The sequence below is a fragment of the Streptococcus australis genome (genome assembly GCF_047463015.1).
Lineage (GTDB): Bacteria > Bacillota > Bacilli > Lactobacillales > Streptococcaceae > Streptococcus > Streptococcus australis_F.
This window is the reverse complement of the sequence record NZ_JASHER010000005.1, coordinates 78,369-102,657: the sequence shown is the minus strand read 5'-3', so window position 1 is coordinate 102,657 and position 24,289 is coordinate 78,369. Positions and strand designations below refer to the sequence as shown.

Here is a 24,289-nt window from a genome sequence, read left to right as displayed (position 1 = left end):
ATTACTTTTCTTAAGATATTTCCTATTCATCTGGCCGGTATTCCAGGATATCTCCGGGCTGGCAGTCCAGTTCTTTGCAGATGGCTTCAAGGGTGGTGAAGCGGATAGCTTTGGCCTTGCCTGTCTTAAGGATGGAGAGGTTGGCGGTAGTGATACCGATTTTATCAGCCAGCTCATTGGATTTCATCTTTCGCTTGGCCAGCATGACATCTAGATTGACGATAATCATGGTCCCCTCCTTAAATGGTCAGCTCATTTTCTTCGGCGATCGCAATTCCTCTCTCTAAAATCTTGCCAAGGACCCAGACAATTGGGACAGCGAGGAGGAGTCCCGTATTAAAGGTCAATTGGAAGGTAAAGGGAAGGAGATAAACGTCGCCACTGGTTTCAAGTGTACCAGACATAAAGGACAAGACCAATAAGATCTTCCAAGCTCGGTTGCAAAGATCAATGTTGGAGTGAGAAAAGATCTTTTCTTGGTAGAGATTTTGGAGGAAGCTACGAATGGTGATGAGAAGAAGAATATAAATAGCACTTGAGGCTAGTGGGAAGAGCAACTGCCATAGGGGTTGCAGATGTTTTGGGAAAAGCTGGATGCCATTCACCTCAAAGGACAAGCGCCCAGATTGAACGAGATCCTTAAACACACCCATCCGTGAAAGAAGGTGGATGACCAGTGCTGCCACGGTCATAAAGCCACAGAAGTAAATGAAAGCCGTTAAGACTTCAATAACATTTTTTAAGGTTTTCGAGTTTTTCATCGCAAGCCTCCTGAAAGTTTATTTATTATTTACTTATAGTATACTCCTTATAAAAAATAAGTCAATAAAAAAGTATCGAAAAACGATAAAAAATTTATGAAATTCGGTCAAAGTTTGCTTTAAATAGAATTTGAGGTATACTAATAGGTAACTACCATTTCAAGGAGGTATTGAAATGATCAAAAAGTTAGATAAAAAATATCTTTGGATGATCATCGCTTTTGTGAGTGCAGTGGTTCTAATTGGTGGAGTCTATCTCTACTCTAGCTCCAATATCCAACCGGATCATCAAAAAGAGTTCAATCAGACCTCGAAGACCTCGTCCTCATCTAAGGAAAAAGCCATCGATTTGTCTGGTGAATATGTCTCTAGCGCGCGTGATAAGGCCAAGATTCAAAAAGATGGGAAATCTTGGAAGATTGATTATGAGACAGAAGATGGTCCTGTATCAGCAACTTTCTCAACGGATTTCAAAGTAGAAGGAGCCAATAAAGTTTCTACCAGTCAGATGAAAAAGTCAGATGGAAATACTGATTTTACCATCACTGTTCGTATCTTTAAATACCAATCAGATAAAGATCCTCTCATTACGGTCACCATGTCAGACAATGATCCAGATCACGAAATGGTCTTTGCCAATCGGAAGGATTTCTTCAAGTCGACGAATCCAGATGATGGGGTATTGGATGGGGATTTGACAACCTTCTCAGGAAGCTATTCCAATGAATCGATTGAAAAGCAGATTGCTGATTCTGGCTTTAAGCTGTATGGCTATAGTCCAGAAGATTATTACAATCACCGGACTACTGTCTTTCCTTCTATCTACTCTGATAAGGACAATGGATGGAGCTTCTGGAGTGGAGCCACCAATGTCCAATTTGTCCTCAATAAAGATAAGAAACCTAAGAAAGCAGGCGCGACCTATCAGGTTTACTTTGTCCAAGCTGGTACAAGTGGAGAAACTCCTGGTCAGGAATTGATTGTCACCTTGATTCCTGAAAACGTTCAAGGTCCTGATGGTGTCGTGTCGCCTTTGAGACGCATCTTCTACCACCAAGCCTCCTTCCAAGCCTACCAAGACAAATGGTGGGAAGCCTACCCAGAGCCTAAGAAGGACGCAGACCTTGATATTGCGGCCATCAATAATGGAGACTTCTCAAGTCTGGCAGGGACATGGCGCAACGCTAAAGGCCAGGAGATGGTCATCCAAGAAGATGGAACTGTAAAGGGCCAAGGAAGATTAAAAGCAGTGCCGAACTCGGATAAGACAAGTAAAGTCCCTTATGTCGATCTACGTGTGGGAGAAACAGGAGTGGCAGTTGGCCTCTTTAAGATTGGTTTTGAAAATCCTGATGGAGACCAATCAGATAAGAGCAAACCTCGCTTGGTTGTTACCCAATCATCTGGGAACTATCCAGCGGATCAATACTTCTATCGTCAATAAGATTGAAGAAAAAGTCATTTTTAAAACTTTCCTTAGGTGAGTACGGACGTTAGGTGAAATTATCCAGTGGATGATTTCAGCAATCCAGGAAGTTCCGTGACTAATTATTGAGCCTAAGGTCTCAATAATTCCGAGTGCCTGAAACAACTGTGTTTCAGGCACTTTTTTCACGGCGGAAAGTTTTTCATCTTCTTAAATGACTAAAAAATAAAAGTCATTTTTTGAAAATCATCCAGCTGTTTTATGTAAAGTGATAGTATTTCTACATTTAAAACCCAGGAAATTCAATTTCCTGGGTTTTGTTTTGCTTCAATTGTTTATCACTAAGTGCTGAAGGAGTTGATTATTTCTTACTTCAACCTGTCTCTTTAAACTAACTCTTTGTGCTCAAGGAGCAGTGATGGGGTGGTCTCGACTGCTTGTTTTCGCTTGAAAAATGCAGCCATTTGAACCAGGATACGAGGAACTGTTTGCCATTTTTTCCATGCTTGGACACGGGTGTCGATGAGTTGCTTGGCTAGACGTTCCAGCATTTCCCGCTCGGTGGAGTCTAGGTCCTGAGCATTTTGAAAGATATCTTTGATTTTGGAGAAATTTTTCAAGTTCATCAAATCATTAATCGAAGTAATGCCTGCATCCAAGAAGAGGCCAAAGAAGGTATCGAAAAATTTCTTGAGTTGGCTATCAGGGACTTCTTGTACCCACTGTTTTAAGGTTTGGACCATCTGTTGACTATCGGGACTGGTTTGATCCAGTGTCACAAATCCATCCTTTTCAACCATCCAAGTAAAGGCGTCATGCTGGGCAAATCCACCAAAAGCTCGACTTTTAACAATCGTAGCAGGCTCTGGGACTTCCAGCATCATACCGACAATGGATCCTTGTGGGACAAAGCGATGAATGAGGTGTGCGATTCGTTGGTAGCCCTCTGTTTTGATAATGGACTTGTTGAGACCAGGAGCGTCGTAACAGAAAATGGCGTCGACTTGTTCGGACAGCTGGTCAGGAAGGTAGGAGCAGGCGTAGGCTGCGAGATTACCCCCTTTGGAGTGTCCGGCTACCATGAAGCGTCCTTTTGGAAACTCCTTCATGACATGTTGTAGGTAGCTGGCTGCACGTCTCTGAGCTGGGATATGGTCCATGTAGGTCATGTGGAAATCTTCCTTCCAACCGATCAAGGTATCATCCGTCCCTCTGAAGACAACCAAATAAACATCCATGGTAAGACGATAAGTCATCGCCGCAAACTGCTTCTGGACATCGGGGTCATATTCGTCGACATAGTTGAGCAGTTTGATATTCTTAAAGCGTTTCGATGTGGCCAAGCTATCGACTATCTGCAAGTGCTGGTTCGTCACGATAAAATCGGTGGTCCGATCGACCAGCTCTGCTGCATCAGACAAGCGGACTTCAATATTGGTCGTATCTCCTTGGGGGACGATCCGATCAAAAGGAAGATAGGTCAGCTCTGTCAGTGCCAGGACATCGAGTTCCTTAAAAGGGCGATCGTAGATGGAATCATAGGCGACATAGTCTAGATAATCAAAAATCGTGGACATGAGATTCTCCTTTGTATCTGTATGTTCAGTATAGCATAAAATACCTGAAAATCCCCTCTGTAAAAAACAGGTAATTGACGAAAGGGAGTAGCCTGTCAGTCGATATACCGAAAAAAATGTATGCTTCTTGGATAATTTGATATAATGAAAGGGTAATACTCTAGTAAGAAAGAGCAGGAAAGAGCATGCATAAAATTCTTCTTGTCGAAGATGATGAAACCATTCGCCAACAGGTAAAGAAAATCATGGAACAGTGGGGCTTTGAGGTCATTGCAGTTGATGATTTTATGGATGTATTGGGGAGCTTCGTCCAGACCAATCCTCATCTGATTCTGATGGATATTGGCCTTCCTCTTTATAATGGCTACCATTGGTGCCAGGAGATTCGTAAGGTGTCTAAGGTCCCTATCATGTTTTTATCCTCACGAGATCAAGCTATGGACATCGTCATGGCTATCAATATGGGGGGAGATGACTATGTGACCAAGCCATTTGATCCCAATGTCCTTCTGGCAAAAATTCAGGGTCTCCTTCGCCGCTCCTATGAGTTTGGAACTGATCAAGATTTGTTAGAACACCGGGGCGCCATCCTCAATCTCAAATCCATGGATCTGGTCTACGAGGGAGAGGTGATTAATTTGACCAAAAATGAATTTCAAATTCTTCGCATCCTTTTTGAAAAAGCTGGAAGTGTAGTGGCTCGGGATGATCTAATGAAGGAATTGTGGAACAGTGATTTCTTTATTGATGATAACACCCTCTCGGTCAATGTAGCTAGACTTCGGAAGAAACTCGAAGAAGCAGGACTGGAACATTTTATCGAAACGAAAAAAGGGATAGGATACGGGTTGAGCAATGGATAATCAATTCTTATTTGTCAAACACTATCTGATTTCTCATCGCCGCTATCTCTATTTGATTGGTTTACTCCTTTCATCCCTGGTCTTGTTTGCCTATATATTCGAAGGCTACCGCAATTTTCTCCTTTACCTGACAGGAATTTTGGCTTTTTTGAGTCTTCTTCTGGTCATTTGGGATGCTGTGGCTAGGTATCAGGCCTGTCGGAAGGAAGTGCTCTATGGGGAGGGACTGCCTGAGACCCCTCTAGAACTGGTCTTGAGTCAGAAACTAGCAACCAGTCAGCAAGCCCAGCGTGAGCAAACCACGGTGAGTCTAGAGGCCTATAATGACCTGATGGATTACTATACCCTCTGGGCCCACCAAATTAAGACACCTATTGCGGCCAGCCAGCTCTTGGTTCAAAATATAGAAGACAGCGACCTGAGAAAACAAATGGAGCAGGAGCTCTTTAAGATTGACTCCTATGCTAATCTGGTTCTCCAATATCTGAGACTCGAAAGCTTTCACGATGATTTGGTGCTTAAGCGTGTTCCACTCGAAGAGCTAGTAAAAGAAGTGGTGAGAAAGTACGCTATCTTCTTTATCCAAAAGGGATTGACGGTGGATCTGCATGACTTAGATGTCGCCGTCATTACCGATCGCAAATGGCTCTTGGTCATCATCGAGCAATTGCTGTCTAATAGCCTTAAGTATACCAGTACTGGCGGGATTGAGATCTTTTTCAATGACCAGACCCTTTATATCAAAGATAGTGGGATTGGAATTAAGGATAGCGATATATTCCGTGTCTTTGAGCGGGGCTTCTCCGGCTACAATGGTCATCTGACTCAGCAATCTTCGGGACTAGGCCTCTACCTAACTAAAAAGATTGCCGATCAGCTAGGACATCAGATTCAGATGACGTCTCAAGTCAGCCAAGGGACGACTGTTGCCATTCACTTTGAAGAGAAGAAGTTGGTTATGGATTAGGGGAAATCGTCGATACATGATGTTTTTCTCCCTAAAATTCTCTTTTATTTGAAAATGACAAAAATGTAAGATTTAATTTTAAAAATGAAAGGTTAGGTTATGGTGACCGCCTTTTGTTTTTTATACAATAGTCTCATCAAATGAAGGAGGTCAAGAAAATGAAACTCTTGAAATGGATGAAAGAACCCAAAATGATTAAAAAATCCAATAAGCAAACTGATTTGGAAAAGGCGGAATTTGGTCGCCAAGTCCTACAACAAACCTAAGAATTTTTCTTGATCTACTAGTAAAAGGAGAAAAGTATGTCATTGCTAGACGTTCAACACATCAAAAAAATCTACAAAACCCGCTTTCAAGGGACACAAGTCGAAGCCTTAAAGGATATTCACTTCACCGTGGAAAAAGGGGAATACGTCGCCATCATGGGAGAATCAGGATCCGGCAAATCGACCCTTCTCAATATCCTAGCCATGCTGGACCAGCCGACGGAAGGGCGGGTCTACCTAAATAGCATAGACACCTCGACCATCAAGAACAAGGATGCTTCGAGCTTCCGTCGCGAAAAGTTAGGCTTTGTCTTTCAAGACTTTAACCTGCTCGACACCTTATCCGTCAAGGACAATATCCTCCTTCCTCTAGTCCTCTCTCGCAGACCGGTCAAGGAAATGATGAGTAAGGTCGATAGCGTCAGTCGGGAGTTGGGCATTCACCAACTGCTTGAAAAATATCCTTACGAAATCTCTGGTGGGCAAAAACAACGGGTGGCTGTGGCACGGGCCATCATCACCTCACCTGAAATCCTCCTTGCTGATGAGCCAACCGGGGCGCTGGATTCCAAGTCTTCAGCTGCTTTGCTAGATGTCTTTGAAGATATCAACACCATGGGGCAAACCATTCTCATGGTGACCCACTCAACCGCAGCGGCAGCTCGGGCCAAGCGCGTGCTCTTTATCAAGGATGGAATTCTCTACAACCAGATCTTCCGTGGAGAAAAGACAGAGCGTCAGATGTTCCAAGAAATCTCGGATACCTTGACGGTCATGGCAAGTGAGGTGGAGTAGATGTTTCGATTAACCACTAAATTAGCTTGCTCCAATCTTATCAAGAACCGCAAGCTCTATTATCCCTTTGCGATTGCAGTCATTCTAGCAGTGACCATCGCCTACCTCTTTGACTCCCTGACCTTTAATCCCCATATTCACGAGCTTCGTGGGGGCTCTTCTATGCTCTTCACCCTAGGCTTGGGACTGTTTGTGGTCAACGCTGCGGGGGCCATCATTGTGCTCTATGCCAATAGCTTCGTCATGAAAAACCGCTCCAAGGAGCTGGGGATTTATAGCATGCTAGGCCTTGAAAAACGCCATCTCATTAGCATGATCTGCAAGGAGCTCTTGATTTTTGGCTTTGTGACTATCTCAGCTGGTGTTTTGATTGGAGCCCTCTTTGACAAGCTGATCTTTGCCTTTCTTTTGAAACTCATGAAGATGAAGGTCCAGCTAGTATCTACCTTCCAACCTGGGATTGTGGTCGCAGTCTTTGTCACCTTTGGTCTCATCTTTGGCCTCCTAGTTTTTCTCAATGCTTGGCGCATTCTTCGTTTGAATGCCCTGCAGTTGACGCGTGAGAAAGCCAGTGGTGAAAAGAAAGCTCGCTTTTTGTGGCCCCAAACCATCCTGGGTTTAGCTTCTCTTGGTTTTGGCTACTACCTAGCCTTGTCTGTCAAAGACCCATTGTCTGCGATTGTGATCTTCTTTCTAGCAGTTATCTTGGTCATGATCGGAACTTATCTGCTCTTTAATGCAGGGATCACTGTCTTCTTGCACCTGCTTAAGAAAAAGAAGGGCTATTATTACCAACCCAACAATATGATTTCGGTCTCTAACCTCATCTATCGCATGAAGAAAAATGCAGTGGGCCTTGCGACCATTGCCATCCTCTCAACCATGGTATTGGTGACTATATCTGCTGCCACCAACATCTATATCGGTGGTGAAATGATCAAGAAAATCATGAATCCACATGATTTCTCCATTCAAGGAAAAGGCGTGGATTTGGAGTTAATCAATCAGAAATTTGATGAGTTTGCTTCTGAGCACCAACTTGAGATCAAAAATCGTGACCTGATGAACTATGCCACCTTTGGGGTCGAATCCCAAAAGGGCACAGACTTCACGGTCTATCCTGATGATGAACACGATGTCAGACCGAGAACAGTCTTTCTGGTCTTTGATGCAGCTAGCTATGAGCAGATGACAGGAGAAGACGTCGATCTGACTGGCAACCAAGTCATCCTCTTTGCTCATAACGAGGCTCTGAAAGGGCAAAAGCAGTTTACTATTAATGGGCAAGACTTTCAAGTCAAGGAAGAAGTGACCAAGGATTTTATCACCGATCATGTCCCAAACATCTTCAATATGCTGACAGAGGATTTCAATTACCTGATCGTGCCTGACCTTTCAGCCTTTGTCGCTCAGTTTCCGAACCTTGCTGTCGTTACCCAAATCTATGGTGGTTTCAATGTCAATGTAGATGAAGAACACCAACTTAAGTTAGCTGACAGCTATGACAAGATGATCGATGAACTGAGTAGCCAACAGGGGCAAGGGACATTTGTCTATGGGGGCAATCGAGCATATAATGTGAGAGAAATGAATAGCCTCTTTGGTGGTATCTTTTTTATTGGTATTTTCTTGTCATTGATCTTTATGGTCGGAACAGTCATCGTCATCTACTACAAGCAAATCTCAGAAGGCTATGAAGACCGTGACCGCTTCGTTATCCTCCAACAGGTGGGACTTGATGAAGATGAGGTCAAACGGACCATCAACCGTCAAGTGCGGACCGTCTTTTTCCTACCTCTCATCTTTGCCTTTGTCCACCTGGCCTTTGCCTACCATATGATCCGCCTGATCCTTAAAGTGCTCGGTGTCATCAATAGTGGCCAAGTCCTCATCGTGACCCTCAGTGTCTGTGCCGTCTTTCTCATCACCTACCTGATCGTCTTTTGGATCACCTCTCGGAGCTACCGCAAGATTGTACAGATTTAAGGAAAGAGAAGCTCGCTCATGGCGGGCTTTTTTGTACGAAAACCGACTGCGATTGTTTTTGTTTTTCAAAGGGATACACGAAAAAGACTGAACCAGTCGAGTTCAGTCTTTGTTCGCTTTCTATTAAAGTGATGTAAGGAAAGTCAATCCCCCTAGGATGACACCTGCCGAATTCGGAATAATCAAAATCCAGTCTTTTTTAGGTTCCTTTGTCCAACCATAAATGACCCAGATCAAGCAAGAAATAGCAGCTGACAAGGGTTGGAAAGGTTGGGCCTTATTTCCCTGTAAATTAGCAATAATTTGTGGGATGTAGGCAATGAAAACGATAATTCCAATAAAGGCACCGATCGAGCCAACGATTTGGTTGATTTTTTGTTTATTCATTTATTTCTACCTCCGAATATTACTTTACCAGAAGAAAAGGTCTTGTGCAATAAAATTGCACGATATTTCGCTTGAAAACTATTACATTTACGCAAAATTAGACAATGTGTCTATTTTTATGGTGTTAGAAACAAGAAAAATCAGGGTTAATAAATAACATTTTTCATCCAAAATCACAAGATTGTGACACTTTACAGTTCGGTAACATTTGAAAAAAGCACTTGAATTTTAAGAGGGCAAGCGTTAGAATAGTGCGTACTCAAAAAAATAAAAGGTGTTTTGAAAATGAATGAAAAACAAATGAAAATTCTTGGTTGGGTTGCAACCTTTATGTCTGTGATGATGTATGTGTCTTACTTCCCACAAATCATGGATAACCTCGCTGGTCACAAAGGAAACTTTGTCCAACCTTTAGTTGCCGCTATCAACTGTAGCCTTTGGGTCTATTATGGACTCTTTAAAAAAGAACGCGATATCCCACTTGCTGCAGCCAATGCACCAGGGATCATCTTTGGTTTGATCACAGCCATCACAGCCTTATAAGAAGGAACTAGCTCCCGCAAGGAAGCTAGTTTTTTAATACCTTACAGAAATGTAAGAAATCAGGGTAAAAATGAAAGGTTAGCTTATTGTAGATCTCTCTTCAAATCGTTACAATAGAGGTGTAAAAAGTTCTATTAGTATCAATCATATAACTAGATGGAAATGGAGAATGGAAATGGCCTTATTAGATGTACAACATGTGAAAAAAATTTACAAAACCCGCTTTCAAGGGACGCAAGTCGAAGCCCTAAAGGACATTCACTTCACTGTGGAAAAGGGTGAATATGTCGCCATCATGGGGGAGTCAGGATCTGGGAAATCGACCCTCCTCAATATCCTAGCTATGCTGGACCAGCCGACGGAAGGGCGGGTCTACCTAAATAGCATAGACACCTCGACCATCAAGAACAAGGATGCTTCGAGCTTCCGTCGCGAAAAGTTAGGCTTTGTCTTTCAAGACTTTAACCTGCTCGACACCTTATCCGTCAAGGACAATATCCTTCTCCCTCTGGTCCTTTCTCGCAGACCGGTCAAGGAAATGATGAGTAAGGTCGATAGCGTCAGTCGGGAATTGGGCATCCACCAACTGCTTGAAAAATATCCCTACGAAATCTCTGGTGGGCAAAAACAACGGGTAGCCGTAGCACGGGCTATCATCACCTCGCCAGAAATCCTCCTTGCGGATGAGCCAACAGGGGCGCTAGATTCCAAATCATCTGCTGCGTTGCTCGACGTCTTTGAAGACATCAATAGCATGGGGCAAACTATTCTCATGGTGACCCACTCAACCGCAGCAGCAGCTCGGGCCAAGCGCGTGCTCTTCATCAAGGATGGGATCCTTTACAACCAGATTTTCCGTGGGGAAAAAACAGAGCGTCAGATGTTCCAAGAAATCTCAGATACCTTGACGGTCATGGCGGGAAAGGAGGATCGTGATGTTTAAATTAACAAGTAAATTAGCTCTTTCCAACCTCAAACAAAATCGCAAGCTCTATTATCCCTTTGCCTTGGCTGTTATTTTAACGACTATGATCCTTTATAGTTTTATCGCCTTGTCATCGACCCCTCATTTAGAGGATTCTTACGGAGGGGGAGCGGCGAGAACTGTTCTTGGTTTTGGTAGTTTCGTTGTCCAATTAGTCGTCATCATTTTAGTGGCTTATGCCAATGGCTATGTCATGAAAAATCGTTCCAAAGAATTGGGACTGTACAGTGTTTTGGGGATGGAGAAGAAGCACCTTCTCGTCATGACCTTATGGGAACTGCTCTCCTTCTATGTTCTCACAGTTGGAGTAGGACTGGGCTTGGGACTCTTGTTTGATCGCTTGATTTTTGCCTTGCTCCTAAAATGTATGGGGCTACCAGTCGTCATTCAATCAACCTTCCAGATAGAGGCTGTTCTTAACACTTTACTTGGGTTAGCCTTAGCTTTTGGTCTCATTCTTTTGTTGAATTCTTTCCGTCTCTTGCGCTACAGTTCCCTCCACCTCATGCAACAGAAAAAAGCAGGAGAGAAGAAGGGACGCTTCTTGCTGGTCCAAACTCTGTTAGGACTTGGGCTCTTAGGAATTGCTTTTTATATAGCGCTAACCGTTGAGCGTCCGGTAGCGGCTGTTCAAGGATTCTTTATTGCTGTCATTTTGGTCATTCTGGCGACTTATCTCTTATTCAATGCAGGATCCATTACCTTCTTAAGATTTCTCAAAGGTCGGAAATCCTATTATTACAAGCCAGAGAATTTTATATCCGTCTCTAACTTAATAGCTCGGATGCGAAAAAATGCAGCGGGCCTCGCGACCATTAGTATTCTTTCCACCATGGTCTTGGTCACCTTAACCGGGTCGCTCAATATCTTTATTGGAGGGCAGAATTACCTAGATACTGTTTACCCTTCTGATTACATGATTAGTGTGGGGCATATGCCTTCAGATGCTGAGACAGAAACGGTTATTGAGGATGTTCAAGCCCAAATTAAGAAAACAGCCGATGTGACACATCTATCAGATTATCAGGTGGCACAGACAACATACTGGTCTGCTGAAATTCGAAAGATTGATGGAAGGAGCTTAGAGGTGTTTGAGCAGTCCTATCAAGAAGCTGATCAGGAGATGAAGACAGAGGGAACAGTCTACTTTTTTGATCAGGCAACTTACGAGCAACTAACGGGTCAAAAAGTTGAGCTTGGGGAAAATGAAATCCTAGCCTATGGGTATCAGTATCCTGGAAGATTAGACGCACAATTAGAAATCAATGGGAAGACCTTCACGATTAAACAAAAACTAGACTCCAACTTTATCCAAGGGAAGATCCCACAAAACGCCCTGTTTCAACACCAAATGGGCTTGTACCTTGTTCTTCCTGACTTGAACCAACTGGGTCTAAAAGTTGATAAGAATTTAGAATTCTCTATTAATGCCAAAAATAAAGACAACAAAGATTTTACTGGTGGCGTGACCAAAGAGCTGTATTCGACAGACAAAATGAGTCAATATGGTGCGACTTATTTTGGTGGATATGAACGATACAGTATAGAGAAGGAGTGGCGTGAAACAGCAGGGACTCTCCTCTTTATTGGGATTTTCCTATCGATCATCTTTCTATTAGCTACAGTACTCGTCATTTACTACAAACAGATTTCAGAGGGTCATGAGGATCGGGATAATTTTGTGATCTTGCAACAAGTCGGATTGGACCAAAAGCAAACCGGCACCACCATTCGCAAACAGATTCTCACTGTCTTTTTCCTTCCTCTATTCTTCTCCTTCCTTTACCTAGGAGTAGCCTACAAGATGATTGCAAAAATCGTTGCCATCTTAGGAGCGACCAATGCGGGCTTGGTCCTTCAAACAACTCTCTTTATCTGCGCTGTCTTTTTCATCTCCTATGTCCTCGTCTTTCTTCTGACCTCCAGAAGTTATCGGAAGATTGTCGTGAGATAGCGATGTCTCTGTCAAGGATTGAAAAATGAGACAAGTTGCTGAACAAAAAACACCGAGGATTTGATCCTCGGTGTTTTGACGTCAACCATTATTTGACGTGTTTTGCAAGTTCTTCTTGTGCTTTTTTATTGGTTTCTTCTTTTTCTTTCAACCAATTCTTATAAGCTTTGTCGTAGTCAGCCGTTGTGACTGTATCACTTTGTAATTCCATGTACTTGTAGTAGCTAGCCCCGTCTTTGATACCAATCAAGGAGAAGGCTTTTGTAAATGGTTTGATCTTCGTGATAGAAGGAACAGCACCTTTAGAGTAGACAGGAAGTGCAAAGGCATTGTCTGTCAACCAAGCTTGAGCAACAGCATATTTTTCATAACGAGTTTTGGTATCCAATTGTTCTGCATTGGCATCATCCAATAGTTGTTTGTACTCGTTCAAACCTAGTTTTTCAATTAGGGCTTGGTCAGTTGCCGGATTGATTCCCATACCTGCTAAGGCTGAACCATCGACTGGATTGAAGATATCCAAGTAAGTTGATGGATCTTGGAAGTCAGGTCCCCAACCAGCGATATCCATATCAAAGTCTTTTTGATCAGGACTTTGAGCGAAGTAGGTTGCATTGTCCGCATCTTCCGTAGACAATTTCTGAACATCCACGACAACATTTTCTTTTCCTAATGTTTTTTCGATGGAGTCTTTCATTGAATCAGCTTGTTGCACAATGCTAGCAGAAGACTGGTCAACCACATAGTCGATGTGGATTGGGAATTGGACACCTTGTGCTTGGAGCTCTTCTTTGGCTTTAGCAAATTGTGCTTTAGCCTTGTCCGCATTGAACATGCTATCTTGTGCATCAGCTAGGCTGACATCCTTCCAATCATCTCCTGTTGCAGCAAGTTTTTCTTCAACAACAGTACCGAAGTCTTTGTTGTCTACTTGCACAAATGTTGGAGGTACAAGAAGCGTACGAAGGGTTTTACTAGCCCCATCTTTCCCGTTTGATTGGGCACTTAGAGAAGTACGATCAAGGGCAAAGTTGATGGCTTGACGGAAGTTTTTGTTTTGAAGAGCTGTTTTGGTTTGGTTCTTCTGGTCGTCTGTTGTCTTCTCAGTATGACCGTAGTTTTGACGGTTTACGTTGAAGTAGACATAGTAGACAGTCGCATCTTGCGGTGAATAAACGATATTGTCCTTGAATTTTTTCTCAATGGTACTGAAGGTTGAGCTCGTTGGGAAGAGACGCGCAGTGGTCAAGTTTCCATCAGAAAAGTTACGAGCTAGGTAGTCTTGGTCAGAACCATCGAAGTAGGTCAATTTGATATCATCGATCTTCACATTGTCTTTGTCGTAGTAGTTCTCGTTCTTAGTGAACTCCATTAACGATTTTGAAGTGAAGGATTTCAAGTAGTAAGGACCGTTGTAGAGGATTCCAGAAGGTTTGACGCTACCAAAGTCTTTACCTGCAGACTTGAGGAATTTTTCATTGACGGGCATCATGGTCGAAGTTGTCAATTTAGAATTCCAGAAAGACTCAGGTTGAGCCAAGGTGTATTGAAGGGTATGGTCGTCAACGGCTTTTACTCCAACTTTAGAGAAGTCCGTATTTTTACCAGTGACATAGTCATCCAGGCCAGCTACGGAGTTTTGAACCAAGTAGAGGGCATCTGATTTGTTGTCCGCTACGTATTTCAGAGAAGTGACGAAGTCCTGTGCAGTGACATCTGCATATTCGTTCCCTTCTGAGTCATACCATTTTGCATCTTTACGAAGTTTGTAAGTATAAGTCAATCCATCCTTAGAAACAGACCAATCTTCTGCTAGGGCAGGGACCAAGTTACCGTATTGGTCGTTTTCAAAAAGTCCATCTACTAAGTTAGTTGTGACATCACTTGTTGTTGAACGGTTTGAAAGGAGGTAGTTCAAAGAGTCTGGATCAGTGCTATACACGTATGAAAAAGTGTTCGTCTGAGAAGACTTTGCAGATGATCCACAAGAAGCAAGGAACAGGGCTGAAGCAGCCGTGACACCTGCAAGGAAAGCTAGTTTAGATTTTTTCATCACTTATCTCCTTTAATAAAGATTTTGTATTATTATACACCTTTTTTTATAAAAAGCAAATTTTTTTTGAAATTAATTGTATATTTAGTCATAATGTTCGTTTTTATAGAGTTTCATGCAGTATTTTTAACTATTATGCTTTACAAACTAGCTAAGGAGGAGTATACTAATAATGAAAGGACTAGTATGTAAAACAAACTAGCCAAAAAGAGGCGGTATAGAAGGGGGAGCAGGATGAAAGAGTCGCAATTGCTCAAGGGTGTCCTGGAAGGTTGTGTTTTAGAAATTATTTCAAAAAAATCTATTTATGGCTATGAATTGATCCAAAGTCTCAAGGAAACCGGCTTCGATAAGATAGTTGCGGGGACCGTTTATCCCTTGCTTCAGAAGCTAGAGAAGCAGGGAGTCATCGTAGGAGAGATGAGGCCCTCTCCGGGTGGACCTGATCGCAAATATTTCTCTCTAACCATGGAAGGAAGAGAGCGCCTAGAGGAATTTTGGTACCAGTGGCAGGATCTGGTCATTAAAGTAGAACGCGTGAAAAAGGAGGGGAAAGCAATATGACATCAGCTATTTATTATGAAGAAACGCAGGCTTTGGTTCAAACCTTTAGCCAGGAGGACCAAGCTTACTTCCAAGATCTCTGGGATTATTTCAATTTCGCTGGTTTCTTATATGAGGAGAGGGCTTTAAGAGAGCAGGTCTATAATTTGGCCCTAGATTTTTCGCAAGCGAGCGGAGATGGATTGACGGCTAAGGACTATTTTGGACAAGATCCCAAGGGAATGGCAGACCAAATCCTAGAGAATATGCCCAAAGAATCCACGCAATCCGTTTTGAAATATGGCGCGATCATCTCGGGAATTGTGATTTTTTATCGCCTCTTAAGTGATTTTGCTTCGCAAGCAGTCCTGGTGCTCAAGCCACTCGTCTATCTAACGGATAGTATTTTAGGTATTTTAGTCGTTGGGTTACTATTCTATCTCCTTCGTCGCCTTATTTTTGCAGAAGAGAAGTCAAAAAAAGCAATTTATGTAGCAGTCGTTTTCGTTCTAGGATTCTATTTCGCTAGTGAGATAGTGGGTGTCCGTTTCTTGCCAGCTATTGCTTGGTTAACAGTGCCAAATCCATGGGATACCTTCCTCATTACAGGGGCTTGTGCAGGACTTATCCTGTGGCAGTGGAAAGAAGAGTTTGCTCGTGCCTTCATCTTTCCTATTCTGTCCTTCTTAGTAGTGGGATTCTTGCATCGCTGGACCTTGGCGCAAGGAATTCAGAATTCTACCATGACTATCATTCTGCCTACGGTAATCATTGTTATAGGATTGATGATTTACTATTGGTTCACGATTCGCGCCTTGAAAAAGAACAAGACAGAAAATGGTGAATAGAGTGAAAAGGGGGAGGAAACTCCCCTTTTTCTGTTGAAAAACAACGAGCAAGCTTGATTTTTGTTATAATGAAAGGGACTATAAATCAAAGGAGAAGATGATGACATTTGAAGAAATCTTGCCGGGACTAAAGGCAAAAAAGAAATATGTCCGTACGGGTTGGGGTGGAGCAGAGAACTATGTTCAGCTTTTTGATACCATCGAGCAAAATGGAGTGGCTCTAGAAGTGACGCCTTATTTTCTCATTAATGTCTCTGGTGAAGGCGAAGGATTTTCCATGTGGAGTCCAACTCCTTGTGATGTCTTAGCGACAGATTGGGTGGAAGTCCATGACTAAACGGGTCTTGATTACGGGCGTGAGCTCCGGGATTGGTTTGGCTCAAGCTCGTCTCTTTCTAGAAAAGGGCTACCAGGTTTATGGGGTGGACCAGGGAGCTGATCCCCAGTTGCCAGGGGCTTTCCATTTTTTGCAGCGGGACTTGACCTTGGATTTGACGCCGATTTTTGACTGGTGTCCTGAGGTCGACGTCTTGTGCAATACGGCCGGCGTTTTGGATGACTACAAACCACTTCTTGAGCAAAGCGCTCAGGAGATTCAGGAGATCTTTGAGATCAACTATGTGACTCCGGTAGAGTTGACAAGGCATTATCTGACTCAAATGTTGGAGAAGAAGCAAGGGATCATCATCAATATGTGCTCCATTGCATCTAGCCTAGCGGGTGGAGGCGGTCACGCTTATACCTCCTCCAAGCATGCCCTAGCGGGCTTTACCAAGCAGTTGGCCCTAGATTATGCAGAAGCTGGTATTCAAGTCTTTGGCATTGCACCAGGTGCTGTCAAAACAGGCATGACCGCAGCGGACTTTGAACCAGGAGGCCTAGCAGACTGGGTGGCTAGTGAGACCCCTATTAAACGCTGGATAGAGCCAGAAGAAGTGGCAGAAGTCAGCCTCTTTTTGGCCAGTGGGAAGGCCTCTGCCATGCAGGGGCAAATCCTGACCATTGATGGTGGCTGGAGTTTGAAGTAAGGGCTGAGATAAGCATAAAAGATAAGAATGAAATGAGTCTAGTTGAACAGCTGGACTCATTTTCTATTTTAGCTTTATGGAAAGGAAATCTTATGGTATGATAGCCTAAAAGGGACCTGTAATATGGAGGTCAAATAAAAAAAGCCTTTGGGAAGAGAGACTCAAAAGGAGACGGGATGCGAAAACACCAAGAACTTTCACTAGAGCAGATAATTGAGCAGGTGCGCGTAGATCAATTAGTATCAGATGATTTTTGCCTCTATGGCAAGGAGGATGGAGAACTGGCACTAGCTAGGCTCTATTGGGTATCCGATTATCCGGATGTCGTGGAAGACCGTGATGTCTACCCGACAGAAGTGACGGAGCAAGATCTGCAGCTAGTCTACTATGGAGAGCAGTTGATTGATGTTCTTGCAGTCGCACTTGAGGAAAAACCAAATGCTAGTCACAATGACTTGGTCGAGGCTTTTAATTATTATCAGCAGCATGATAGCTTTATGCCATTTGAAGATTAGCTAGGCCGATTAGAGAAATGGTATTCAATGACTGATAGTGATAAGGAGAAAAATGACAGTCAATATCGATGAATTCGTGAAGGAGCACGGCTTTTCTGTGGTAACTTCAGAGGAGAAACCATTTCGTCTTGATGAGATTCGTTTCAACCTCTTTGCTTATTTAGAAGATTATTCCAAAATGGGTTTTTCTTTTGTTAAAGCAGGTGACGAACTAGTCGAACTAAGGAAAAATCAGGAGAGTTATAGGTTTGTTGGCCAGTGTTTTTTAGGTGCTTTTGTCATTGGAAAACAGGAGCAAATCTTTTTACTTTGCAATCAAGAAGGAAGGGAAGTTTTTCAAGAAGCGAGGATTTATGTCAATTCTTCCTTGCAAGCTTTTGTTTCCTCTTATTCGCTTTTTCTATCAGCACTCTTTCTTTTAAAAGCAAAATTTTATGAAATTGAGCAAGTTGAAGTCGAAGAGATTGCAGTAAACTTGAAGAATCAAGTACTTGCCTTGGAAGCTCACCCTGAACAAGAATTGCCCTTCTGGGAGCACATGGCCTATTTGATAGAAGACGATGGAATTGTACTAAGAGATGATCTCTTTCATATCTTAAATAAAGAGCAGTAGGAATAGAATTAAATTAATCATGGAGAAAAAATTGCCCCAGATAAAGATTCGTGAGTGGAATGAAAAGCCAAGAACAAAACTCCGATTTATTAAAATTGGTGATATTTTTTGCTATCAATTTTTGGAGAAAATTTTTGTATTTGGTCAAATTATTGGAAAAGTGAACGTTGGTCATGTCATCCAATTTTTCGATATCTTTCAAGCAAGTCCTACTATAACAGTTGAGGAGCTAAATCGTGCTCAATTTATAGGTAAGCCCATCATTGTAGATTCTTACACCTTGTTTGATCGAAGTCCAGTATGGTCTTGGCAGATAATTGGTCACCAAGCGGATTTTGATCCAATCCCTTTTAAGGATTTAGCCTTTAAGTGGGGAGATCCAAATGGTCTTCACTTTGGGAAGGTCTGGCTAGATGGTAGGCGCGAACCTAAGATTTTTTCTAGGGAAGAAGTTGACGATCTGGACTGGGAAGCCTGTGTCGGAAGTATAGTTTATAACAGAATATTGGAAGAAAAACTGGACAAGCAAATGAAATAAAGGAGTTTGAGATGGACTATGTAGATGAGTTAACTTCAGGACGTACGCCCTTGGTAAAAAAAGCTGCGAAAAAAATTTTAAAGGGCAGACTAAAAGGATATGGACCATTTTTACATCAAGCCTTGGAAGGCGAGATGGAAAAACCTAAATCATGGGAATCACAAATGTACTTACTCTACGCCATAGCCGCAACGGATTGTACAGAAGAAGTCCCCTATCTCAAGTCATTGCTGCTGAGAGATATTCCAACACCTGTAACCTATCGCTCTCTAGCAGTAGCGATTGCTTATCTAGAAAATTTAGAAACAGAGAACTTGTCTTTTGTTTATGAGTCCTTGGAATCGAATAACTTATTGCAAGCTGCTGGCGCTTGTGCAGCACTCTATATGAGAAAGATCGTGCTGAAAGATGACGATTTTGAGAAAATCATGACCTTTATCACCAAGGATGTTTATTTGGAAAATATAAGAGGAACAATCGCTCCTTTTATGTTCATTTTGGCTGCATCTTATCTATATCCAGAACAGAATCGCCAGAAAATTGTAGACTTTTCTCGTCAATTTAATGAAGTACATATAAATACAATCATTGATGATGTATCCAAAGGAAAGGACGGCAGGAGGGTCAGTCTATTCTAAAATCTCCTTAAAGAGCGAAACAATAACTCTTAAAAACAAGACTTTTATTCATTTTTAAAAAAGGAGTTCATATTGTGAAATGGTTTGAAAAAGCAGTGGGCAGGGAAAAGATTATTCATCTGTTTGATGGGGATTTGGAATTGAAGAATGTATTTCTTGATACTGTGTTATGTTACGATTACAAATTAGATCTTGTCTTTTATTTATTTGATTTGCCAACTAATTTCCCTGAAAAGTGGCAGAAAAGTGCATTTAATGCCATAAAAATTAATTTAGAGTTTTTTAATTTAGATGAAATCCATTTTTATTCCAAGGGGATTCATCAGGTGAATGGCCAACTGGAACTGCTTTTTTTAGAGAATAAGGTTGAATTCAATTTTAAAAACCAAAATGATGTGATGTTATCAGGATCTTCTGACCTTATTAGAATTGCTGAGATTGGGCCAGTGAAGATTGATACTTAAAGATGAATTCCTAGCTTATTTGCGGAGATTCTGGATGATCAAACAATCCTCCATTGCCAGGAGGGACACCACGACTATGGGAAAATGGTCAAGAAAGGGAAATCTCTTTTGAGGAGAGTAAACAGTATGTATCCTAAAGGAGTTGGAATGCCTAACAGGTAGAAAAGCAAATCATTACATATTTAAAAAACTACAAACAACAGACCTTGACCTAAGGATAAACCTTTCTACAAGAAAAAAACTACGAGACCACGAATATGAAGTTACAGTATTTTGAATTAGATAAGCCCTATATGGAAAATCAACAGAGGATTGAGGAGCTGATGGACTCAGCTGTGCTAACTTACGAGGAAGCTAGAATTAAGGACTATCGACAGAATTGGAAAGACCTGCGAAGAGCGTTCATATATGAATCCAAATGTATGACCTCTATGGTAGAGCGCCTCTTCAAACCAGTTGTGACCAAGGATTGTTGGAAAATCATCGTAGAATGTGTAGATACGATTAGCAATCCAGCTATCATGAACCTACTTGGTGTCTATACTGTTCAGGTCTTATTTGATTTTTCTAGCTATAAAACCTTGAGTCCATTGGAACAGAAAAAGCTACTCTTAGAGGCCTTGGTAAAAGGGGTAAAGTGCGTGTTTCAGGAGCTCTCAATTCCTTGCTCCTTGATAGAGGATGTAGTCAATGAAATAGAGAAAAACGATTATGAAAATAGCTGGGAGTGGAAAAGGAAAAAGATCCAATCCACGATCTTTTCCATCCAAGTGGAGCATCAGCTGGATAAGGTGGATTTGTTTTGGAAGATAGAGCACAAGGATAAGAGCATCCGTCAGTTGATTCAATCCTGCCCTGCTCACGAGATGGACTATGGGGCTAAGCTTGGTAAACTGGAAACAAAAGGGGACTTCCTTTATCTGTTGGATAAACAGAATGAGGTTGTGAGCAGAATTTCTGTTTTAAAATGATGGAGCAAGAACAATGAGTGACGTAAAAAAGAAATTATCCTTATTAAAAGTTGAAAGACGAATCAAGAATTTGAAGGGGATAAAGGATGTCCATTTTCTGACCACTAAACCGAGAGAAATTGCTTGGTATGCTGGGGAGTTGAATCCTATCGATTCTCCGATTTCTTGCCTTTATGAGCTTTCTGCCAATCTTACTACTAAAGATCTAAGTAGATCAATTCAAAGTCTAGTTGGAAATAGAAGGCAGTTTATCCTAGTTTTTTGGGAGTTTTCACCAGTTTACGTCTTGTTTCAAATGGAGTCTTTGGATGAATTTTTGCCCTCTTATTTTACTGAATTTTCTACCAGAGACATGACGCTATTCTTTCAAGACCAGGAAAAAGTATTGGATCTCCATTTAGCGGAGGATAAAGTAGAAGTGAGAGTCTTGGAGAATAAGGCTAAGAACTGGTAGATTCTATAAATTGAAAATGAACATAGAATCAGTCGATGAGAGAGGCAAAGAGGAAAGAATGCCATTCTTGGAGAGACAAATGGTAAAGGTGGTTCTAATGTGTGAAAAAGAATATTATTATTATGGCAATAGTGAGTTTATGTCAGGCCTAGGAGTTATTTATACAGAGTTTACTGGTCAGCGTGCAAGTCGACAAATTAACGTTTTGAATGGGCACTCTTATGCTTCCTCTTGCCTACAGGATTATGTTCCAGAAGTAGGGTTTCTACTCTATGATGGTCGAAAAGATGAGTTGGATCTATCAGACTCCATCAAGATTAGTCAAGAGGAATTTGAACGAATTTGGGCTCAGGCTGTCACTAGCGGTCAGAATGATACGTAATCGTCAGTTGAAAATAGCCAAATATAATCCCAAAAATGTGAGAGGAGTCCAATAATGATGCTCAATTTGTTGAAGGAATTCGTAGAAGTCTATCATAGAAACAAGGGCTTAGGAGAGCTTATATTTACTAGTGACTGTCTCCATGTCGAAAAGCCAGATTTGTCTGGTCAATTGAAAGAGTTCTACCAGCATTTAGACTTTGATGAAGAAGCTTATTTTAGAGGAGCTCCCTATGATCTTGCTCTAATTCCTCTCCCTCTATGTGAAGCTGCATCAGAAGGATGGCAGGATCCTAGCTGGAAAGAGAGTTATGTGGTTTTTGCTCACATGATGGGGGATGAGCCAATTTTTTGTGATCTAACTAGCGAGCTTAGTCCTGTATTTGGCAAGATTCCTGGGAATTCCAAGCTCTATAGCTTAAGCCCCTCTTTATCTACTTTCTTGTCTACCTATAGTCAGATGAAAAAGCTAGAAATCACCAAGTTTGAGAATGACATCTACATTGATGAGGCTTTGTCAGACTATAAAGAAGGTTTTTTAACAGGAATCATGGCTATTATTGAGGAGCAACTTCCTGAAGACTATCGAAATGATTTTATAGCATTTATGCTGGGTTAAAGCCAAATAGAGAGAGATGAGAAGCAAATGGAAATGAAGAATTTTTTAAAATGTTGTGAGGATCTGGTCATACAAGAAAGTGGGGCTTCAGCTCTTGAACTAGAAAAACTCAAAGCCAGACAGTTTCCTCAAGCTCACTTGGATTTGCTCTCCATAACCAATGGCTTGGAATTTTATGGTGGTTATTATCGTTTGTTTGGTACAAATTCTGCTCAAGCCATCACGCTCGACTCTTGGAATTCAGATACGCTATGGAGAGAAATCTGGAAAGATTATGTATCAGGCTACTATTTTTTGGTATGTCTGCTATTGGAGATCAATTCGCTTATAGATTGAAGGATGGGAACATTCAAAGTCATCAAGTTTATTATTTAGATGGGATTACTATGGATGTCATCGAGATCTACGACAGTTTTGAAGCATTTTTCAAGAGGGAATTTGTTCTGAAAGACCAAGGTGGGATGGAATCTATTTTTGTGTCTGCTAGGGAGCGATTTGGAAATCTAGACCTCTCCACAAGCTGTATTTATTCCCCTTCCTTAATGATTGTGAATGATCCAAGCGTTGAGAATCTCATGCTTTTACCGACAAAGGATGTCATGACTATCAATGGGGATTTGCTTGTTCAATTATCTGATTCGGAGGAGTCGATTACGAAACTGGAGCAATATCTAGACGCTTTGGGTAGAGCTAGAGTCAAGGTTATCTTTGATCGAGATTGAACAAGCAGAATAATGTTTATATAGAAAAGAATACTCTTGAGATTCACGATTTTAGTTTTTGCGACAAGCGGTGCTGTAGTCTTCTTGTAAAAGTGTCATTGTAAAAATAGATAGGTTGAACAAAGAAACAGAAGCATGATATTCATGAAAAGAGGTGAACGATGACCTGTTTAGATAAATATTTAGAAATCATAAAAGAAGGATTTTCCGAAAGAGAGAATCTAATGGCAATGGAGCCTCTGCATTCTATTGAAGAGATTGCACCATTATTGGACGAAAAATTGACTTATAAAGAATTCATCGATATCAATCGCTTATTAAGACAAAAGTACATTGTTGAAAACCCAGAGGATATGCTGAAGGATGTGGATTTTAATCAGCTTTCGTTACCTAGCAAGACGAGAGTGATTTACTTGATGGGAAGTAAATCTGACGTGCTAGACTTTTCAAAATATGAACAAGTAGAAAAGATTTTAATAGTTGGGGCTAGTAAAGTAAGAAAGATCATCTTACCCCAAAATGATTGTGTGAAAGCTCTAGGGATATCTTCTATGACAAATTTGGAAACGATAGAGAACATTTCTTTTCATACAGGTATGCGTTATCTGCACGTTGATTATGGTGTAAAGTTGCCGGACTTTGATTTTATAAGGGATTTAAATCAGTTGCTCTATCTTTCATTTACAGCAAATAAAAATTTACCAGAATTGGATTTTATCCAGCCCTCTAGTGAGCTTCGTTTTTTGGATTTTGTCGATACGTCTATTTTTAACTACGCATCCACAGTTAGCTACTTGAAGAGTCTGAAACATCTACGATTTTTAACAACGGGAAGAACAAATCAAAAGCAAAGGGAACTTCTTAGAAGCGAGTTACCACATGTTTGCATGCGAGAGGGGTAAAAGCATGTCTTCAATACAGGTTTTTATGACCTATGTCTTCATTATAAACGAACCATTAGTCCCGTTATTTAAGTAGGAGGAACCATGACTCATACGAATCTAGCAAAAGAAACCTTACTCCAGTTTATGCAGGCTATGTATTCTTGGGAGAAAAAGGCCACTAGGAGCTTAAGAAACCAAGCCTATAAAGAGATGTTGAAGAATGAATTAGCTACTATTTTTAATCAGTTTTGTACATCTAAAAAACCACTCAGAGCAAGGGAATTATCTTTATCTGTCCGGTTTCCGTTTGACTATAAATTAGAAACACATCCCATCGTTGATGAAGAGCATGACGGGAATCAAGCTTATATTTATATCAAGGAGAATCGTTCTGGGATAGAAACTCTCTATTGTTTTCATATGGTGTTTCAAAAGGGGAAATGGTGGATTGATAAGAAAGAATGGCTTGATGATGGGAAGTGGATCAATTCTTCCTTGTGATATACTG

Annotated in this window: 30 protein-coding genes; 25 read left to right on the top strand and 5 right to left on the bottom strand. The window is 41.4% G+C overall.

The features are described from left to right. Window positions 1-22 precede the first annotated feature (22 nt). Together QM873_RS06150 and QM873_RS06145 are read right to left on the bottom strand one after the other, a co-directional pair. The gene (locus QM873_RS06150) at window positions 23-229 is read right to left on the bottom strand and encodes a helix-turn-helix domain-containing protein (RefSeq protein ID WP_003006064.1); all 207 of its coding nucleotides are present in this window, start codon (window positions 227-229) and stop codon (window positions 23-25) included. A gap of 10 nt (window positions 230-239) precedes the next feature. Further along, a complete protein-coding gene (locus QM873_RS06145) occupies window positions 240-761 on the bottom strand; it encodes a DUF2975 domain-containing protein (protein WP_023022517.1) in 522 nt (173 codons plus the stop codon). A gap of 175 nt (window positions 762-936) precedes the next feature. On the opposite strand from QM873_RS06145, the gene QM873_RS06140 reads away from it, so the two are divergent. Next, complete coding sequence (locus tag QM873_RS06140) at window positions 937-2,205, top strand: DUF6287 domain-containing protein (RefSeq protein WP_414278994.1); 1,269 nt, start codon at window positions 937-939, stop codon at window positions 2,203-2,205. Between the two features lie 368 nt (window positions 2,206-2,573). On the opposite strand, the gene QM873_RS06135 is transcribed toward QM873_RS06140, so the two are convergent. After that, window positions 2,574-3,764 carry a DUF2974 domain-containing protein gene (locus tag QM873_RS06135; RefSeq protein WP_414278993.1) on the bottom strand — a complete coding sequence of 397 codons (1,191 nt, stop codon included), beginning with the start codon at window positions 3,762-3,764 and terminating at the stop codon, window positions 2,574-2,576. Window positions 3,765-3,949: 185 nt separating this feature from the next. On the opposite strand from QM873_RS06135, the gene QM873_RS06130 reads away from it, so the two are divergent. From QM873_RS06130 to QM873_RS06115, 4 genes are all read left to right on the top strand, one after another. Continuing rightward, window positions 3,950-4,627: a response regulator transcription factor gene (locus QM873_RS06130; RefSeq protein ID WP_023022523.1), complete on the top strand. Its 678-nt coding sequence runs from the start codon at window positions 3,950-3,952 to the stop codon at window positions 4,625-4,627. Continuing rightward, entirely contained in the window at window positions 4,620-5,594 is a 975-nt protein-coding gene (locus QM873_RS06125; protein WP_414278992.1) for a sensor histidine kinase, read from the top strand. Before QM873_RS06130 ends, QM873_RS06125 begins: the two co-directional genes overlap by 8 nt. Window positions 5,595-5,896: 302 nt before the next feature. Beyond that, window positions 5,897-6,655, top strand: a complete 759-nt coding sequence (locus tag QM873_RS06120; RefSeq protein ID WP_023026492.1) for an ABC transporter ATP-binding protein — start codon at window positions 5,897-5,899, stop codon at window positions 6,653-6,655. Beyond that, entirely contained in the window at window positions 6,656-8,641 is a 1,986-nt protein-coding gene (locus tag QM873_RS06115) for an FtsX-like permease family protein (RefSeq protein ID WP_414278991.1), read from the top strand. 123 nt (window positions 8,642-8,764) lie between these two features. Here QM873_RS06115 and QM873_RS06110 read toward each other — a convergent pair whose 3' ends face one another. Then, a complete protein-coding gene (locus QM873_RS06110) occupies window positions 8,765-9,028 on the bottom strand; it encodes a SemiSWEET family transporter (RefSeq protein WP_003012241.1) in 264 nt (87 codons plus the stop codon). Window positions 9,029-9,313: 285 nt separating this feature from the next. On the opposite strand from QM873_RS06110, the gene QM873_RS06105 reads away from it, so the two are divergent. The 3 genes from QM873_RS06105 (at window position 9,314) to QM873_RS06095 (ending at window position 12,510) form a co-directional block, all read left to right on the top strand. Beyond that, window positions 9,314-9,571, top strand: coding sequence for a SemiSWEET family transporter (locus tag QM873_RS06105; RefSeq protein ID WP_003006102.1), 258 nt, complete (start codon window positions 9,314-9,316; stop codon window positions 9,569-9,571). A 175-nt stretch (window positions 9,572-9,746) separates the two neighbouring features. Then, window positions 9,747-10,514: an ABC transporter ATP-binding protein gene (locus tag QM873_RS06100; RefSeq protein WP_314837017.1), complete on the top strand. Its 768-nt coding sequence runs from the start codon at window positions 9,747-9,749 to the stop codon at window positions 10,512-10,514. Beyond that, window positions 10,507-12,510: an FtsX-like permease family protein gene (locus QM873_RS06095; protein ID WP_342991811.1), complete on the top strand. Its 2,004-nt coding sequence runs from the start codon at window positions 10,507-10,509 to the stop codon at window positions 12,508-12,510. Before QM873_RS06100 ends, QM873_RS06095 begins: the two co-directional genes overlap by 8 nt. An 88-nt stretch (window positions 12,511-12,598) precedes the next feature. Here QM873_RS06095 and QM873_RS06090 read toward each other — a convergent pair whose 3' ends face one another. Continuing rightward, entirely contained in the window at window positions 12,599-14,563 is a 1,965-nt protein-coding gene (locus QM873_RS06090) for a peptide ABC transporter substrate-binding protein (RefSeq protein ID WP_048715484.1), read from the bottom strand. A 234-nt stretch (window positions 14,564-14,797) separates the two neighbouring features. Between QM873_RS06090 and QM873_RS06085 the strand changes: the two genes are divergently transcribed. From QM873_RS06085 to QM873_RS06005, 17 genes are all read left to right on the top strand, one after another. Next, the gene (locus QM873_RS06085) at window positions 14,798-15,127 is read left to right on the top strand and encodes a PadR family transcriptional regulator (protein WP_117745049.1); all 330 of its coding nucleotides are present in this window, start codon (window positions 14,798-14,800) and stop codon (window positions 15,125-15,127) included. Then, window positions 15,124-15,954: a hypothetical protein gene (locus tag QM873_RS06080; RefSeq protein ID WP_117745048.1), complete on the top strand. Its 831-nt coding sequence runs from the start codon at window positions 15,124-15,126 to the stop codon at window positions 15,952-15,954. The genes QM873_RS06085 and QM873_RS06080 overlap by 4 nt, the downstream gene beginning before the upstream one ends. Before the next feature lie 100 nt (window positions 15,955-16,054). Then, window positions 16,055-16,291 (top strand): DUF2829 domain-containing protein, encoded by a 237-nt coding sequence (locus QM873_RS06075; RefSeq protein ID WP_000141913.1) that lies wholly within the window; start codon window positions 16,055-16,057, stop codon window positions 16,289-16,291. Then, a complete protein-coding gene (locus QM873_RS06070; protein WP_023026505.1) occupies window positions 16,284-16,982 on the top strand; it encodes a 3-oxoacyl-ACP reductase in 699 nt (232 codons plus the stop codon). Before QM873_RS06075 ends, QM873_RS06070 begins: the two co-directional genes overlap by 8 nt. Window positions 16,983-17,158: 176 nt before the next feature. After that, a complete protein-coding gene (locus QM873_RS06065; RefSeq protein WP_023026507.1) occupies window positions 17,159-17,497 on the top strand; it encodes a DUF7716 domain-containing protein in 339 nt (112 codons plus the stop codon). Between the two features lie 52 nt (window positions 17,498-17,549). Continuing rightward, window positions 17,550-18,110, top strand: coding sequence for an immunity protein (locus tag QM873_RS06060; RefSeq protein ID WP_414278990.1), 561 nt, complete (start codon window positions 17,550-17,552; stop codon window positions 18,108-18,110). A gap of 19 nt (window positions 18,111-18,129) precedes the next feature. Next, window positions 18,130-18,648, top strand: coding sequence for an Imm26 family immunity protein (locus QM873_RS06055; RefSeq protein WP_023022555.1), 519 nt, complete (start codon window positions 18,130-18,132; stop codon window positions 18,646-18,648). An 11-nt stretch (window positions 18,649-18,659) separates the two neighbouring features. Continuing rightward, complete coding sequence (locus QM873_RS06050) at window positions 18,660-19,286, top strand: hypothetical protein (protein WP_414278989.1); 627 nt, start codon at window positions 18,660-18,662, stop codon at window positions 19,284-19,286. Between the two features lie 74 nt (window positions 19,287-19,360). Further along, a complete protein-coding gene (locus QM873_RS06045) occupies window positions 19,361-19,750 on the top strand; it encodes an Imm50 family immunity protein (protein ID WP_023022559.1) in 390 nt (129 codons plus the stop codon). A 422-nt stretch (window positions 19,751-20,172) separates the two neighbouring features. After that, a complete protein-coding gene (locus QM873_RS06040; RefSeq protein WP_270288830.1) occupies window positions 20,173-20,721 on the top strand; it encodes a hypothetical protein in 549 nt (182 codons plus the stop codon). 13 nt (window positions 20,722-20,734) lie between these two features. Further along, window positions 20,735-21,175 carry a hypothetical protein gene (locus tag QM873_RS06035; RefSeq protein ID WP_270288829.1) on the top strand — a complete coding sequence of 147 codons (441 nt, stop codon included), beginning with the start codon at window positions 20,735-20,737 and terminating at the stop codon, window positions 21,173-21,175. A gap of 97 nt (window positions 21,176-21,272) precedes the next feature. Then, window positions 21,273-21,557: a hypothetical protein gene (locus QM873_RS06030; RefSeq protein ID WP_195214120.1), complete on the top strand. Its 285-nt coding sequence runs from the start codon at window positions 21,273-21,275 to the stop codon at window positions 21,555-21,557. Between the two features lie 54 nt (window positions 21,558-21,611). Further along, complete coding sequence (locus QM873_RS06025; protein WP_195214119.1) at window positions 21,612-22,175, top strand: hypothetical protein; 564 nt, start codon at window positions 21,612-21,614, stop codon at window positions 22,173-22,175. A gap of 27 nt (window positions 22,176-22,202) precedes the next feature. After that, window positions 22,203-22,511, top strand: a complete 309-nt coding sequence (locus QM873_RS06020; RefSeq protein WP_229038972.1) for a hypothetical protein — start codon at window positions 22,203-22,205, stop codon at window positions 22,509-22,511. Beyond that, window positions 22,475-22,897: a hypothetical protein gene (locus tag QM873_RS06015; protein ID WP_414278988.1), complete on the top strand. Its 423-nt coding sequence runs from the start codon at window positions 22,475-22,477 to the stop codon at window positions 22,895-22,897. Before QM873_RS06020 ends, QM873_RS06015 begins: the two co-directional genes overlap by 37 nt. A 161-nt stretch (window positions 22,898-23,058) precedes the next feature. Then, window positions 23,059-23,799: a hypothetical protein gene (locus QM873_RS06010; protein ID WP_270288828.1), complete on the top strand. Its 741-nt coding sequence runs from the start codon at window positions 23,059-23,061 to the stop codon at window positions 23,797-23,799. 84 nt (window positions 23,800-23,883) lie between these two features. Beyond that, a complete protein-coding gene (locus QM873_RS06005; protein ID WP_270288827.1) occupies window positions 23,884-24,282 on the top strand; it encodes an NTF2 fold immunity protein in 399 nt (132 codons plus the stop codon). The last annotated feature ends 7 nt before the right edge of the window (window positions 24,283-24,289 follow it).

Excerpts from the sequence above, each read along its gene's own strand:
- QM873_RS06105 (WP_003006102.1), top strand. The coding sequence starts at position 9,314 with ATGAATGAAAAACAAATGAAAATTCTTGGTTGGGTTGCAACCTTTATG.
- QM873_RS06125 (WP_414278992.1), top strand. The coding sequence starts at position 4,620 with ATGGATAATCAATTCTTATTTGTCAAACACTATCTGATTTCTCATCGC.
- QM873_RS06055 (WP_023022555.1), top strand. The coding sequence starts at position 18,130 with ATGGAGAAAAAATTGCCCCAGATAAAGATTCGTGAGTGGAATGAAAAG.
- QM873_RS06080 (WP_117745048.1), top strand. The coding sequence starts at position 15,124 with ATGACATCAGCTATTTATTATGAAGAAACGCAGGCTTTGGTTCAAACC.
- QM873_RS06070 (WP_023026505.1), top strand. The coding sequence starts at position 16,284 with ATGACTAAACGGGTCTTGATTACGGGCGTGAGCTCCGGGATTGGTTTG.
- QM873_RS06030 (WP_195214120.1), top strand. The coding sequence starts at position 21,273 with ATGTGTGAAAAAGAATATTATTATTATGGCAATAGTGAGTTTATGTCA.
- QM873_RS06065 (WP_023026507.1), top strand. The coding sequence starts at position 17,159 with ATGCGAAAACACCAAGAACTTTCACTAGAGCAGATAATTGAGCAGGTG.
- QM873_RS06095 (WP_342991811.1), top strand. The coding sequence starts at position 10,507 with ATGTTTAAATTAACAAGTAAATTAGCTCTTTCCAACCTCAAACAAAAT.
- QM873_RS06115 (WP_414278991.1), top strand. The coding sequence starts at position 6,656 with ATGTTTCGATTAACCACTAAATTAGCTTGCTCCAATCTTATCAAGAAC.
- QM873_RS06040 (WP_270288830.1), top strand. The coding sequence starts at position 20,173 with ATGACCTCTATGGTAGAGCGCCTCTTCAAACCAGTTGTGACCAAGGAT.
- QM873_RS06150 (WP_003006064.1), bottom strand. The coding sequence starts at position 229 with ATGATTATCGTCAATCTAGATGTCATGCTGGCCAAGCGAAAGATGAAA.
- QM873_RS06035 (WP_270288829.1), top strand. The coding sequence starts at position 20,735 with ATGAGTGACGTAAAAAAGAAATTATCCTTATTAAAAGTTGAAAGACGA.
- QM873_RS06145 (WP_023022517.1), bottom strand. The coding sequence starts at position 761 with ATGAAAAACTCGAAAACCTTAAAAAATGTTATTGAAGTCTTAACGGCT.
- QM873_RS06075 (WP_000141913.1), top strand. The coding sequence starts at position 16,055 with ATGACATTTGAAGAAATCTTGCCGGGACTAAAGGCAAAAAAGAAATAT.
- QM873_RS06060 (WP_414278990.1), top strand. The coding sequence starts at position 17,550 with ATGACAGTCAATATCGATGAATTCGTGAAGGAGCACGGCTTTTCTGTG.
- QM873_RS06135 (WP_414278993.1), bottom strand. The coding sequence starts at position 3,764 with ATGTCCACGATTTTTGATTATCTAGACTATGTCGCCTATGATTCCATC.
- QM873_RS06015 (WP_414278988.1), top strand. The coding sequence starts at position 22,475 with ATGTCTGCTATTGGAGATCAATTCGCTTATAGATTGAAGGATGGGAAC.
- QM873_RS06050 (WP_414278989.1), top strand. The coding sequence starts at position 18,660 with ATGGACTATGTAGATGAGTTAACTTCAGGACGTACGCCCTTGGTAAAA.
- QM873_RS06005 (WP_270288827.1), top strand. The coding sequence starts at position 23,884 with ATGACTCATACGAATCTAGCAAAAGAAACCTTACTCCAGTTTATGCAG.
- QM873_RS06085 (WP_117745049.1), top strand. The coding sequence starts at position 14,798 with ATGAAAGAGTCGCAATTGCTCAAGGGTGTCCTGGAAGGTTGTGTTTTA.
- QM873_RS06130 (WP_023022523.1), top strand. The coding sequence starts at position 3,950 with ATGCATAAAATTCTTCTTGTCGAAGATGATGAAACCATTCGCCAACAG.
- QM873_RS06010 (WP_270288828.1), top strand. The coding sequence starts at position 23,059 with ATGACCTGTTTAGATAAATATTTAGAAATCATAAAAGAAGGATTTTCC.
- QM873_RS06140 (WP_414278994.1), top strand. The coding sequence starts at position 937 with ATGATCAAAAAGTTAGATAAAAAATATCTTTGGATGATCATCGCTTTT.
- QM873_RS06090 (WP_048715484.1), bottom strand. The coding sequence starts at position 14,563 with ATGAAAAAATCTAAACTAGCTTTCCTTGCAGGTGTCACGGCTGCTTCA.
- QM873_RS06120 (WP_023026492.1), top strand. The coding sequence starts at position 5,897 with ATGTCATTGCTAGACGTTCAACACATCAAAAAAATCTACAAAACCCGC.
- QM873_RS06110 (WP_003012241.1), bottom strand. The coding sequence starts at position 9,028 with ATGAATAAACAAAAAATCAACCAAATCGTTGGCTCGATCGGTGCCTTT.
- QM873_RS06100 (WP_314837017.1), top strand. The coding sequence starts at position 9,747 with ATGGCCTTATTAGATGTACAACATGTGAAAAAAATTTACAAAACCCGC.
- QM873_RS06020 (WP_229038972.1), top strand. The coding sequence starts at position 22,203 with ATGGAAATGAAGAATTTTTTAAAATGTTGTGAGGATCTGGTCATACAA.
- QM873_RS06025 (WP_195214119.1), top strand. The coding sequence starts at position 21,612 with ATGATGCTCAATTTGTTGAAGGAATTCGTAGAAGTCTATCATAGAAAC.